This is a genomic window from Halorarum sp. SLYT50 (assembly GCF_059821265.1).
Window position 1 is genome coordinate 1,555,820 of the sequence record NZ_CM187555.1, and the last position, 12,909, is coordinate 1,568,728.

The following is a 12,909-nucleotide window of genomic DNA, read 5'->3' on the forward strand; positions in this document are numbered from 1 at the left end:
CCGAGGAGACACCCAGACCCATGACGACGAACGACTGGAGCGTCCCGGAGACGGACGTGTTCGACCGGATGCGTAGCGTCCTCGACGAGGGTGACGAGGCGGTCCTCGCCACCGTCGTCGACGTGGAGGGGAGCGCCTACCGGCGCCCCGGAGCCAAGATGCTCGTCCACCCGACGGGCGGCGGGGCGGGGAGCATCACCGCCGGCTGCCTCGAGGACGAGGTCCGCGCGCTCGCGGCGGACGTGCTGGCCGAGGGCGGTCCGCGCGTCGAGACGTGGGACCTCACCGGCGACGGCGACGAGTGGGGGATGGGCGTCGGCTGCAACGGCGTCATCACGGTGCTGCTCGAACCGCTCGGCGCGTCGTACCGGCCGGCGCTCGACGCCCGCGAACGGGGCGACGCCGTCGGCGTCGTCACCGTCGTCGGTGGAGACCTCCCCGTCGGCACGCGGGCGTACTACGACCCCGAGGACGGGTTCGCGGCCGACGCCGACCTGCCGGCGTGGCTGACCGCGGAGCTATCGGACCGGGCCGACCGACTCGTCGCCGCCGGCGAGAGCGACACGCTCGCCGTCCGGACCGACGACGACGAAGCCGAGGTGTTCGTCGACGGCGTGCGACCGCCGCCGGACCTCGTGGTACTCGGCTCGGGTCACGACGTCGCGCCGGTGGTCGAACTCGCGAAACTCGTCGACTTCCGCGTCACCGTCGTCTCGTTCCGGGGCGCGCAGGCCGAGGACGGCCGGTTCGCGCGCGCCGACGCGGTCCACTCGGCCTCGCCGCGTGACCTCCGCGGCGTGGTCGACTTCGACGAGGAGACGTACGTGGTCGTGATGACCCACAACTTCGTGGACGACCGTCTCGCGCTCGCGGAACTGCTGGAGACGCCCGTCGAGTACGTCGGCGTGATGGGGCCGCGCGAGCGGTTCGTCGAGATGCGCGAGGCGTTCGCCGAGGAGGGCGTGACGTTCGACGAGGCCGACCTCGACCGGGTGTACACCCCCATCGGCCTCGATTTGGGCGGCGACACGCCGTACCAGATAGCCAGCAGCGTCGTGACCGAGGTGCTCGCGGTCGCCAACGACCGGACGCCCGGCCACCTCTCCGACCACGAGGGGCCGATTCACGGCCGCCTCGACCTGGAGACGGAAGCGGAGTGAGCGGGCGGCCCTCACTCGGCTGCTCGGCCGACCCGGCTCTTCTGCCCTCTGCGGTCCCCGACGTTCACTCCGGCGGCGCGTCCCGCTCCTCGCCGTCGTCCTGCGGGTCGTAGCCGACGGTCTCGCGGGCGTGTTCGGCGTCGTCGAGCCACCGGCGGTCGTTGGCGCTGACGCCGTAGAAGTGGTCCCACTCCACCGAGTCGTCCCGGAGACAGCGGTCGACGAGGTGGGCCAGGTCGCGGCGCGACTGCCAGAGTCCCTTCATGCGGGCGACCTGCTCCTCGTACTCGTCGCTCCCGCGCTCCCACTCCCCGTCGTCGACGCCGCGTTCCGCGTCGCCGTACGGGTGGTCGTACTCGGGTTCCCGGACCGCGCCGATGCGCAGGCCGTAGAAGCGCACGCCGTGCGCCTCCGCGGCGAGTCGGCCGAGGTCCTCGCCGTACGACTTGGTGAGCCCGTAGCGCGAGTCGGGGCGGTGGGGTTCGGTGTGGTCCGCGAAGACCCCGTTGTCGTGGTAGACGTCCGGCGCGTTGCGCACCTCGACCATGCCGACCGCGTGGTTCGAGGAGGCGAAGACGACGCTGTCGAGACCGGCGTCGACGGCCGCCTCGTACACGTTGTTGATGCCCTCGAGGTTCTCCGCCAGCGGCTCCGACCAGGCGAGTTCGCGCGACCCCGCCCCGCCGGTCCCCGGCACCAGCGCCAGGTGGACGACGGCGTCCTGCCCGTCGAAGTGCGGGCGGATGTCGTCGTAGTCGCGCACGTCCGCGACGACCGACTCACCGGGCGCGTCGCCCTCGGGCGGGTCGACGTCGAGCAGTGTGAACTCGTAGTCGCCGTCGTCGCCCGCGAGGTGGTCGGTGATGGCGGTGCCGACGACGCCGTGCGCGCCGGTGATGAGGACGTCCATACGTGGCCACTCGCGCGGAGGAGGGTAGGTGTTCCGTCCGCGACAGCGTGGCCCGGAACCGGAACGGGCCGGTGGTGTTCGACCGGGAGCGCCCCGCCGCGCCGCTACGAGGCGTAGCCCAGCGCCTCCGCCGCGCCGAACAGCCGTTCGACGACGACGATGGCGAGCAGGACGATGACGATGTTGATGGTCGAGACGGCCGCGATGACCGGACTCGCGCCGAACTGCATCTGTGCGAAGATGCGCACCGGGATTGGCGTCATCCCCGGTCCCTGCAGGAACACGGCGATCTGGAGGTTGGAGTAGCTGACGACGAACGAGAAGATGGCCGCCGTGAGCAGTCCCGGCAGCAGCGTCGGGAACGTCACGCGCAGGAACGTCTGTATCTCGTCCGCGCCGAGGTTCATCGCCGCCTCCTCGATGCTGCGGTCGTAGTTCGACATCGCCGCGAGGATGCTCCGGGTCGCGTACGGCGTGGTGTACACCGCGAGCGCGATGGAGAGGCCGACGAGGTTGCCGACCAGCCCGAAGTGCTGGAGCACGAGCAACAGCGCGAGTCCGAGGATTATCTGCGGAATCATCAGCGGGAGGAACGTCGCCGCGTCCAACACGTTCCGGAAGCGGAAGTCGAACCGGCCGATGGCGAACGCGGCGGCCGTGCTGAGCACGATGCCGATGAGCGTCGCCAGGATGGAGTACTGGAAGCTCACGACGAACGAGGAGACCCAGGTGCTCCGCGAGAACACCTGCGCGTACCAGTCGAGCGTGATGCCGTCGGGCGGGAACGCGTACAGGTCGGAGGGGTTGAAGCTGATGAGCACCGCGAAGATGACGGGCAACAGCAGGTAGAAGAACACCACGGCGAGCAACACCGCGTTCAGCGCGCCGGCGAGCGTCACGCCGCCGAGCGACTTCGAGAGGTCGAACCGGCCGAGCGCACCGGCGCCGCGGAACGACCGCGAGCGGCCGAGGTCCGCGACGCCGCCGTCGGTCTCCGGACGGCGGTCGTCGGAGCCGTCGAGGGAGCCGTCGGGGCGGGAGCCGTCGCGCGCGCTCACGCCGTCTCACCCCCGCCGACCTGGACGTCGGTGACGAGCGTGTATACGTACACGAGCGCGAGCGACACCGCCAGCAGGACGAACGACATCGCGGACGCGAGCGGCCAGTTGAGGTCGCCCGTCGCGGCGTCGTAGATGAACGGCGCGATCATCGGCACCTGCGGCATGCCGATGAACACCGCCGTCGCGAACGTCCCCATCGTGAGCACGAACGCGATGAGCGTCGCGCCCACCACCCCCGGGAGCGAGAGGGGGAACGTCACGTAGAGGAACGTCTGCAACTGGTTCGCCCCGAGGTTGTACGACGCCTCGATGAGTTCGCGGTCGAGCGTGTAGAGGACGCTCATCAGGATGAGCACCGCGAACGGCATGAGCACCGACGAGATGGCCACGACGAGGCCGGCTTTCGTGTTCAACAGCGTGTACTGGAAGCCGAACACGCCGAGCGCCTGGTTGATGACGCCGCTCGACCCCATCAGCGCGAACCAGCCGAACGCGCGCACGACGTTCCCGACGAGCATCGGCGCGATGACGAGCAGGATGAGCACCTGCGAGTAGCGCCACGTCGAGAAGACGATGAAGTACGCGATGGGGTAGCTCACGAGGACGGTGAACAGCGTCGAGACGACGCTTATCTCGACGGTGACGTAGAGCGCGCGCATGTACAGCGACGAGGTGAAGAACTTCACGTAGTTCGCCACCGTCAGCGTCGACTCCATGGTCCCCGTGGGGACGTTGGTGTAGAAGCTGACGAGGAACATGTACGCGATGGGGAGGAAGAACAGCAGCAGCATGTACCCGAGGTACGGTCCGGCGAGGATGTACCCCGCGTACGACTCGTCCTTGTGACGCTGGATGAACCCGAGCAGGCGCTCGTGGACGACCGGGAGCCGCCAGTCCCACGACCCGGACAGCAGGCCGCTCCCCGACCCGGTGTCGCCGCTCATGCGCTGCTCCCCGGGATGGCGAACGGCGACCCCCGGTCGAACGCGAGCGAGACGGACTCGCCCGGCGAGAACCGGGTGCTGTCGCGGAGGTACTGCTGTTCGACGTGGACCTGCTGGTCACCCACGTCGACGAAGTACTCCATGCGCGACCCGAGGAACGTGGCCTCCTCGACTTCGCCGTGGAGCACGTTCTCCCCGGCCGTCGCCTCGCCGTCCCGGTGGAGCGAGAACCGCTCGGGGCGGAACAGGAGCGTCACCGGCGTCCCCTCGGTCAGGTCGGCCTCGCCGGCCGCCGTCCGGGTGAGTTCGGCCCTGTCACCCGTCTCCAGCGCCACCGTGTAGCCGTCGCCGGTGACGGCCTCGACGGTCCCGGCGAGGAGGTTCGCGTTCCCGATGAAGTCGGCGACGAACTCGTCGTCGGGCGACTGGTACACCTGCTCGGGGGGACCGACCTGGTGGACGACGCCGTCGTTCATCACCGCCATCCGGTCGGACATGGTCAGCGCCTCCTCCTGGTTGTGGGTGACGTACACCATCGACACGTCGAGTTCGCGGTGGAGCCTGAGTATCTCGAACCGCATCTCCTCGCGGAGCTTCTTGTCGAGGTTCGACAGCGGCTCGTCGAGCAGGAGGACGGACGGCTCGATGACCAGCGCACGCGCGAGCGCGACCCGCTGTTGCTGGCCGCCCGACAACTCCTTCGGGTACCGGTCGCCGAGTCCGCCCAGCCGGACGAGTTCGAGTCCCTCGCGGACCCGCCGGTCGACCTCGTCGGAGGGGCGGTTCTGCATCTCCAGCCCGAACGCGACGTTGTCCGCCACGGTCATGTGCGGGAACAGCGCGTACTGCTGGAACACCATCCCCGTGTCGCGGTTGTACGGCGGGGTGTCCGTCACCGTCTGGCCGCCGATTTCGACGACTCCCTCCGAGGGCGTCTCGAAGCCGGCGATCATCCGGAGCGTCGTCGTCTTCCCGCAGCCCGACGGGCCGAGCAGCGTGAGCAGTTCGCCGTCCCGCACGTCGAGGTCGACGTCGCTCACCGCGGTCACGTCGCGGAACCGCTTCGTCACCCCGGAGAGGCGGACGACCGTGTCGCTCCCGCTCATCCGTGCTTGTTGATTATCTCGTTGGCCCGTTCGCGCCAACTCGCGCGGTTCTCGGCGATCCACTCGAAGTCGGGGACGTTCAGGTTCTCCAGGTCCTCCGGCTGGACCAGTTTGTCCGCCACCGCCGACGGGTACTCGGCGCTCGGGTTGGGGTTGGTGTAGTACATGTTCTCGGCGATGACCTTCGCCGCCTGGTTCCGGAGCGTGTAGTCGATGAGCTTGCCCGCCCACTCGACGCGGTTCTCCGGGATGTTCTTCGGGATGGCGTTCCCGAAGTTCGTGGTCATCGCGCCCGCCTCCGGGATGACGCTCGTGACGGGCTTCCCCTCGCTCTCCCACTGGGCCGCGCGCGCCGACCAGTACCGCCCGAGGACGATCTCCTCTTGTGCGAACAGCTTCCCGTACTCCTCGCTGGAGGTGATGTACTGCGGGTCCATCGTCTTCACGATCTCCTCGTACAGCGAGAACGCCTGCTCGACGTCCTTGAACGACTCACCGCCGGTCTGCGCCAGCGAGAACGCGAGGACGTCGTGGGTCGGGTCCTCCGTGAAGAGGCCGACCTTCCCCTTGTACTCGGTGTTGAGGTACGGTTCCTTCCAGGAGGTGGGGGCGGAGTCGAAGACGTTCGGGTTGTACAGGAGCGCGCTGGCGGCGAATATCTGCATCACCCAGTCGTCGCCCTTGAAGTTGTCCGGGATGTCGGGGTAGGTGGGGACGACGTCCCCGTCGAGTTCCAGCCAGAGGTCGGCGTTCGACCCGCGGACCAGCCCGGAACCGTCCTGCTGGGAGACGTCCACCGGCGGGTCGCCCTTCTGTGCGATGATCTTGTTCAGCCGCTCGGTGTTGTCGCCGAGGACGTACTCCATGGAGATGTCCGTCTCCTCCTTGTACGGCTCGACGACCGCCTGAATCATCAGGTCCTGCCACGTCCCGCCCCAGGTGCCGAGTCGGAGCGTGCTGGGTTTCCCACTCCCGCCGCCGCCGCCGAGACAGCCGGCGGTCGCGGCCGAGGCCGCGGCGCCGAACGCCCCGGCGCGCTTGAGGTACTCGCGGCGAAGCATGCTATCGTCCCTCATATCACGGTCGAACAGGCGGCATCGTTATTTAAAAGGTTCCGCTCTCCGGAATATGACTGTCCGGGACTCGTCGCATGAATCGCTGGTATTCGGTCGTCACCGGGCTTCATTCGGGCTGAAACGCGAATTCGAGTTATCACTGTATCGACCCGACCCGTCCGTTCGTTTAAGTATAGTATCACCTCTACCCACAGGTTCAATAGACGGAGGGCGAGCGTGCCAGTATGCGAGGGTTCGACACACCGGTCGCCGAACACGAGCGACGACGCGAGCGCCTGTTGGACGCCGCCGAGGCCGACGGCTACGACGGCGTCGTCCTGTTCGGCGCGTTGAACATCCACTACGTCAGCGGGATGTACCACCTCCCCACCGAGCGCCCCACCGCGCTCGTCGTCTCGCGCGACGGGAGCGAGGCGGTCGTCCCGCGTCTGGAGGCCGAACACGCCGAACGCGAGGAGTTCCTCCACGACGCGGTGCGGGTCTACTTCGACTACCCGCAGGGGAGGCCGATGGAACGGGTCGCGGAGGCGTGCGAGTCGCTCGGCGTCGCCGACGGTCGGCTCGCGACAGACAGCGACGGCAGTCCGGCCCGCAACGGGTACACCGGGCCGGCGCTCTCGGCGGTGATCGACGCCGAGGTGGGCGTCGAGGACTACGTCACCGACATGCGCGAGGTGAAGAGCGACGAGGAGGTGACGCGCATCCGCGAGGCGAGCGTCTGGGCGAACCTCGGCCACCGCATCCTCCAGGAGAAGATCGAGGTCGGTCGGCGGCCGGTCGTCGTCAGCGCCGAGGTGCAAGCCGAGGGGACGAAGACGATGCTCGACACGCTCGGCGACCGCTACGAGATGATGGACTGGGCCGCGCCGATGGCGTGCAAGTTCACGGCCGGCGAGGTGACCGCTCGCCCCCACAGCGTCGACCAGACGACCCCCATCGAGTACGGCGACAACGTCGTCACCATCGTCAAGCCGGCCGTCGGCGGCTACACGACGGAACTGGAGCGGACGCTGTTCGTCGGCGAGGCGAGCGCCGACCAGCGCGACTACTTCGCCGTGATGCGGGAGGCGCAGGAACTCGCCGTCGACGCCATCGCGCCCGGCGTCGAGTACGGTCACGTCGAGGAGGAGGTGCGCGACTACTTCGAGGAACAGGGCGTCGCGGACCACACCCAGCACCACGTCGGGCACAACATCGGCATGGAGGGCCACGAGCGGCCGTTCCTCGACGTGGACTACGACGGCGAGATACGCGAGGGGGAACTGTACACGGTCGAACCGGGGTTCTACGTCGACGGGGTGGGCGGATTCCGCCACTCCGACACCGTGCTCGTGACCGGGGACGGGACGGAGACGCTGACGTACTACCCGCGCGACGTGGAGTCGCTGATCGTCGATGCGTGAGCTGATCCCCGACCCCGCCGACCGGTTCGTCGACCCCGACCGGTTCAAACGCGTGCGCGCGACGCTCGGCGGGACCGCGTTCGACGGCCTGTGCGCGTTCGCCGCGCCGAACAGCTACTACCTCTCGGGGGCGTACGCGGGGATGTACTCCCGGCCGGTGGTCGCCGCCGTCACCGCCGACGCGAGCGTGCTCGTCACGCCGACCATCGAGCGCCGGAAGGCGGCCCGGACCGCGTGGACCGACCGCGTCGTCGCCTACGAGGACGAGGACGACCCGCTCGCCGTCGCCGCCGACGCGCTCGGCGACCTGGGCGCGGCGTCGTGGGGCTACGACCGCGGTGAGGCCCGCCCGGACTGGGTCGAGGGCGTCGCCGCCCACCTCGACGCGGAGTTCGCGGACGCGACGGGGACGCTCCTGGACCTGCGCGCGCGAAAGACCGACTGGGAGGTGGCGATGATGCGCCGCGCGGGCGACCTGGCGGGCGCGGGCGTGGAGGCGCTGGTCGACGCCGTCGCGGTCGGCGTGCCGGAACTCGAAGTCGCGAACGCCGTACAGGACGCGTTCTACCGGACGTACCTCGAGGAACACCCCGAGTACGACATCGGCACCGCGAACGAACTCGGGCAGTACGGCTTCGCCAGCGCGCTGACGGGCGCGCACGCGCTGGAGTCGCACAGCGTCTCGTCGGCGCGGGAGATAGCGGACGGCGACGCGGTCGTCGGCATCGCGCTCCCCTCGATACAGGGGTACGTCTGCGAGGAGGAGCGGACCGTCCTCGCGGGCGACGCGCCCGACGCGGTGGCCGAGGCGATGGAGACGCTCGTCTCGGTCCGCGAGGAGACCATCGACCGGGTGGGACCGGGCGAGTCCACCGCCGCCATCGACGAGTGGACCGCCGGCCGTCTCCGGGAGTCGGGGTACGGCGACCGACTCGTCCACCGGACGGGCCACGGCGAGGGCGTCACCATCCACGAGGGACCGGCGCTCAACGCCCGCGAGCCGGGCGAACTGGAGCCGGGGATGGTCATCAGCGTCGAACCGGGGCTGTACTTCGAGGAGCACGGGGCGGCGCTGCGCCACTCGGACACGCTCCTCGTCACCGACGACGGCGCGGAGCGACTGACGACCACCCCCGCCGGCGTGTTGCGGGCGGACTCGTGACCGACGCGTTCGACGCCCTCGTTCGCGGCGACGTCTGGGACGCCGAGCGCGGCCGCCGACCGGACCGCTGGGTCGGCGTCCGCGACGGGAGCGTCGCGGCCGTGAGCGCGGAGCGGCCCGGGGACGGCCCGGTGCACGAGGTCGACCTGGTCACGCCGGGACTCGTGGACGTGCACGTCCACCTCGTCTGGGACGGGAGCCGCGACCCGGTGGCGACGCTCCGCGCCGAGTCGACGGCCGACCTGGTCGTCCGCGCCGCCGAGAACGCCCGGCGGACGCTCCGGGGCGGCGTCACGACGGTCCGGGACGTGGGGAGCGTCGACGACGTCGCGGTGACGGTGGCGCGGGGCGTCCGCGACGGCCGCCTCCCCGGCCCGCGCGTGTTCGCCAGCGGGCGGACGATAATCATCTCCGGCGGGCACGACCCGTTCTGGGGCATCGAGAGCGACGGGCCGGACGCCTGTCGCGCGGCCGTCAGGGAGCTACGCGCCGCGGGCGCGGACTGCATCAAGGTGAGCGCGACCGGCGGCGTCTACGGGCAGGCCGTCGGCGAGACGCCGGGCGCGGCCGAACTCTCGCGCGAGGAGTTGACGGCGGTCGTCGAGGAGGCGGCGCGGTTCGACCTGCCGGTCGCCGCCCACGCCGTCGGCCGCGAGGGCGTCGCCAACGCCGTCGACGCCGGCGTGGCCACCGTCGAGCACGGGAACCTCGCGTCGGACGCGGCGCTCGACCGGATGGCCGAGGCGGACGTCGCCTACGACCCGACGCTGTTCGTCTACGACGAGATAGCGACCGGCGACGCGCCGGCGTACGCCCGCGAGAACGCCCGCGGCGTCGTCGAGCGGCACCGGGAGGTGTTCGCGGGCGCACTCGACCGGGACGTCAGGCTGCTCGCGGGGAGCGACGCCGGGTCGCCCGGCACGCCGCACCCGAGCCTCCACCGCGAACTCGCGGCGATGGTCGACGCCGGCGCGACCCCGAGACGGCCCTGACCGCCGCGACGGAGACGGCGACGGCCGAACTCGGCCGGCCGGACCTCGGCCGGGTTGCCGAGGGGACGCCCGCGGACCTCGTCGGCTGGGCGGGCGACCCGCTCGCGGACGTGCGTGCGACCGCCGACCCCGCGGTCGTCGTCCGCGACGGCCGCGTCGTCGGAACGTGGGGGTGACCCGCGGGCGGCGACGAAGAGCGACGCCTCGGTTACAGTATCTGGAGGTCGCGCGGACTCCGGGTCAGCGACTCGTGGCCGTCCGCCGTCACGAGCACGTCGTCCTCGACGCGCACGCCGCCGAGGCCGTCGACGTAGACGCCCGGTTCGATGGTGACGACGTTGCCGGCCTCGAAGGTGGCCTCGTTCCCCTCGACGAGGTAGGGCGGTTCGTGCCCCTCCAGTCCCAACCCGTGGCCGACCCGGTGGGGGAAGTAGTCGCCGTAGCCCGCGTCTTCGATGACCCCGCGGGCGGCGCGGTCCGCCTCCTGTAACTCGACGCCGGGTTCGACCGTCTCGCGGGCGACGCGGGCGGCCTCCTGCACCACGTCGTACACCTCGCGGAGTTCCTCGCCGGGGTCGCCGACGGCGACGGTCCGTGTGATGTCCGAGTAGTAGCCGTCGAGGACGACCCCGTAGTCCACCATCAGGAGGTCGCCGTCCTCGACCGCCGTGTCGCCGGTCGTGGTGTGCGGGAGCGCGGTCCGCTCGCCGACCGTGGCGATGCCGACGCCGAACCCGTCGGCGTCGCTGTCGAGCGTGCGCTTCTTCAGGTCGCGCAACACGTCCAGTTCGGTCGTCCCCGGTTCGACCGCGTCGAACGCCGCCGCGAGCAGGTCGTCCGTGATGCGCGCCGCCTCGCGCATCGTCTCCACCTCGGCGTCGTCTTTCACCGCCCGGAGCGCCGCCACCTCGTCCTCGACGTCGTAGAGGTCGGAGGGCGGGTAGGCGTCCGAGAGGAGTTCGTACTCGAGCAGGCGCGTCGACCGGAACTCGAGGCCGAGCGGTGCCGGGAGCGTCCGGTCGGCCTGCAGGTCCGAGAACGCGTCAGCGGCGGCCGCGACCGGGTCGGTCGCGTCGCCGTAGACGTAGAAGTCGGCGTCGGGGAGGGTGTCGCGCGCGCTGCTCGTCTCCAGTTCCGGGAGCACCGCCGCCGGGCCGGCCGTCCGCGATAGCACGAGCAGGGCCGGTCGCTCGCTCTTGTGCATCGACAGCCCGGAGAGGTACGACAGCGTCTCGCTCGGCGCGACGAGGACGGTGTCGACCTCGTCCGGGAGCGTCTCGAACAGGCGGCGTTGGCGGTCGCGGTGGCGCTCGTCCATGCCGGCCGTTACCAATCCCCGCTCAAAAGCGTACCCCAAGCGGTGAGCGACGGGAAGCGGGCGGGGGACGCACCGAGGTGCCACGCGCCGCCCGGGTGCATCGAGTCGCCGTCACCGAGGCGTCCGCCGCGCGCACTATCGGGGGTCGATGCGCCCGCTCGGCCCGAACACGTTCTCGGGGTCCCACGCCGTCTTCACGTCCCGGAGCCAGCCGTAGTTCTCCCGGTACAGCGCCCGCGCGGCGTCGGCGTCCGTGCCACTCCCGGGGAAGTTGGGGAGGACGCCGTCACCGCCCCGTTCGCGGACCTCCCGGACGCTCGCGCGCGCCCACCCCACGTGCTCCTCGTCGGCCGCCGGGTCGCTCCACGCCGCCTCGAAGTTGAGGACGTAGCCCGCGTCCCGGCGCGGGAACGCCGTCTCGTCGGGCGCGAGGTCGGCGACGGCGCCGCCGAGCGGCCAGACCACGACGGTCGAGCGGTCGCCGGGGAGCGCCCGTGACCGGTCGACGACGAGGCTCACGAGGTCGTCCGTGAGGTCGTCCACCGCGATGGACTTCCAGTAGTGGCGTTCGCCCACCCCCGCCTCGTCCGCGAGGTACGACTGGAGGTCGGGGTACGGCACCGTGGCGGCGTACTCGAACAGTGGGTCGGCCGAGCCGAATTCGCGGTACGGCCGGAGTTCCGCCCGGCCGCGGTCGGCGTCGCCCGCGTGCGCCCCGAGGACGCAGACCGCGAGATCGCCGGCCGCGTCGTCGGGGAAGCCCGGGTCGTCGGGGACGCGCGCGACGTACGGCGAGACGTTCGTCGCCCGGTCCGCCTCGGCGGTGAGCGCGCGGTACGCTCGCAGGACGCGGGCGGCCGCCTCGAACGGGTACCAGACGTCGCACATCGCCACCGGACCGGGGAGCGACACGAGGTCGAATTCGAGTTCGACGACCGCGCCGAAGTTACCGCCACCGCCGCGGAGCGCGCGGAACAGGTCCGGGTTCTCGTCGGCGCTCGCCGTCGCCCGCTCGCCCGCGGCGGTCACGAGGTCGACCCGGCGGAGGCGGTCGCACGCGAGCCCGTACCCCCGCGTCAGGTAGCCCGTCCCGCCGCCGAGCGTCAGGCCGGTCACGCCCGTGTCGGAGTCGACGCCGCCCGGCGTCGCGAGGCCGAACGCCCACGCCGCGGCGTCGAGGTCACCCCACGTCGCGCCCGGGCCGACGACCGCGGTTCGGGAGTCGGGGTCGACGGCGACCCGGTCCATCCGCGAGCAGTCGAGGACCAACCCCCCGTCGCAGACCGAGGTGCCGGCGACCGAGTGGCCGCCCGAGCGGAGCGCCACCCCTAGCCCCGTCTCGCGGGCGGTCGCCAGAGTCCGGGCTACGTCGGCGGCGTCGCCCGCGTACGCGACCGCCGCCGGGTGGCGGTCGACCGTCCCGTTCCACACCGTCCGCGCGTCGTCGTACCCCGGGTCTCGGGGTCGGACGAGCGGTCCCTCGACGAACGGTCGCCACGACCCGTCGTCGGTCGCCGTCCCGCCGTCGAGGTCGGCCGCCAGCGAGTCGAGCGCGGCGGCGTGGTCGGCGGCGACGGCGTCCGCGTCCGTCCGGTCGAACGCGGTCGAGAACTCGGTCATACTACCCGGTCGTCGCGGGACGGGAAAGCGCCGACGGTTCCGGACCGCGGGTCGGGTAGGCGCGACGCGTCGCGCCGGGACGGGCGTGGAGACGCCGGTGCCGTCGCTCGGGGGTCGTATCGGACATCGAAAGAACGGGAACGTGTGGAGTCGAGCG

At 71.1% G+C, this 12,909-nt stretch carries 12 protein-coding genes; 5 read left to right on the top strand and 7 right to left on the bottom strand.

Features of this window, described 5'->3' with window-relative positions:
• Positions 1 to 20 precede the first annotated feature (20 nt).
• Positions 21 to 1,160 (top strand): XdhC family protein, encoded by a 1,140-nt coding sequence (locus tag AC6RUA_RS08190; protein WP_499812544.1) that lies wholly within the window; start codon positions 21 to 23, stop codon positions 1,158 to 1,160.
• Positions 1,161 to 1,224: 64 nt separating this feature from the next.
• Here AC6RUA_RS08190 and AC6RUA_RS08195 read toward each other — a convergent pair whose 3' ends face one another.
• The 5 genes from AC6RUA_RS08195 to AC6RUA_RS08215 all read right to left on the bottom strand — a co-directional run bounded on the left by AC6RUA_RS08195 (position 1,225) and on the right by AC6RUA_RS08215 (position 6,257).
• Positions 1,225 to 2,070 carry an NAD-dependent epimerase/dehydratase family protein gene (locus AC6RUA_RS08195; protein ID WP_499812545.1) on the bottom strand — a complete coding sequence of 282 codons (846 nt, stop codon included), beginning with the start codon at positions 2,068 to 2,070 and terminating at the stop codon, positions 1,225 to 1,227.
• Positions 2,071 to 2,174: 104 nt separating this feature from the next.
• Entirely contained in the window at positions 2,175 to 3,128 is a 954-nt protein-coding gene (locus AC6RUA_RS08200; protein WP_499812546.1) for an ABC transporter permease, read from the bottom strand.
• Positions 3,125 to 4,075: an ABC transporter permease gene (locus tag AC6RUA_RS08205; RefSeq protein WP_499812547.1), complete on the bottom strand. Its 951-nt coding sequence runs from the start codon at positions 4,073 to 4,075 to the stop codon at positions 3,125 to 3,127. Before AC6RUA_RS08205 ends, AC6RUA_RS08200 begins: the two co-directional genes overlap by 4 nt.
• The gene (locus tag AC6RUA_RS08210) at positions 4,072 to 5,181 is read right to left on the bottom strand and encodes an ABC transporter ATP-binding protein (protein ID WP_499812548.1); all 1,110 of its coding nucleotides are present in this window, start codon (positions 5,179 to 5,181) and stop codon (positions 4,072 to 4,074) included. Before AC6RUA_RS08210 ends, AC6RUA_RS08205 begins: the two co-directional genes overlap by 4 nt.
• Positions 5,178 to 6,257 (bottom strand): extracellular solute-binding protein, encoded by a 1,080-nt coding sequence (locus AC6RUA_RS08215; protein WP_499812549.1) that lies wholly within the window; start codon positions 6,255 to 6,257, stop codon positions 5,178 to 5,180. Before AC6RUA_RS08215 ends, AC6RUA_RS08210 begins: the two co-directional genes overlap by 4 nt.
• Before the next feature lie 224 nt (positions 6,258 to 6,481).
• Here AC6RUA_RS08215 and AC6RUA_RS08220 point away from each other — a divergent pair, with 224 nt between their 5' ends.
• The 4 genes from AC6RUA_RS08220 to AC6RUA_RS08235 are packed head-to-tail and all read left to right on the top strand — an operon-like array spanning position 6,482 to position 9,990.
• Positions 6,482 to 7,660, top strand: a complete 1,179-nt coding sequence (locus tag AC6RUA_RS08220) for a M24 family metallopeptidase (protein ID WP_499812550.1) — start codon at positions 6,482 to 6,484, stop codon at positions 7,658 to 7,660.
• A complete protein-coding gene (locus AC6RUA_RS08225) occupies positions 7,653 to 8,822 on the top strand; it encodes a M24 family metallopeptidase (RefSeq protein WP_499812551.1) in 1,170 nt (389 codons plus the stop codon). Before AC6RUA_RS08220 ends, AC6RUA_RS08225 begins: the two co-directional genes overlap by 8 nt.
• Positions 8,819 to 9,814 carry an amidohydrolase family protein gene (locus AC6RUA_RS08230; protein ID WP_499812552.1) on the top strand — a complete coding sequence of 332 codons (996 nt, stop codon included), beginning with the start codon at positions 8,819 to 8,821 and terminating at the stop codon, positions 9,812 to 9,814. The genes AC6RUA_RS08225 and AC6RUA_RS08230 overlap by 4 nt, the downstream gene beginning before the upstream one ends.
• Positions 9,811 to 9,990 (top strand): hypothetical protein, encoded by a 180-nt coding sequence (locus AC6RUA_RS08235; protein ID WP_499815422.1) that lies wholly within the window; start codon positions 9,811 to 9,813, stop codon positions 9,988 to 9,990. Before AC6RUA_RS08230 ends, AC6RUA_RS08235 begins: the two co-directional genes overlap by 4 nt.
• A gap of 32 nt (positions 9,991 to 10,022) precedes the next feature.
• On the opposite strand, the gene AC6RUA_RS08240 is transcribed toward AC6RUA_RS08235, so the two are convergent.
• Both AC6RUA_RS08240 and AC6RUA_RS08245 read right to left on the bottom strand, forming a co-directional pair.
• Complete coding sequence (locus AC6RUA_RS08240; RefSeq protein WP_499812553.1) at positions 10,023 to 11,132, bottom strand: M24 family metallopeptidase; 1,110 nt, start codon at positions 11,130 to 11,132, stop codon at positions 10,023 to 10,025.
• 135 nt (positions 11,133 to 11,267) lie between these two features.
• A complete protein-coding gene (locus tag AC6RUA_RS08245) occupies positions 11,268 to 12,752 on the bottom strand; it encodes an FAD-binding oxidoreductase (protein WP_499812554.1) in 1,485 nt (494 codons plus the stop codon).
• Positions 12,753 to 12,909 lie beyond the last annotated feature (157 nt).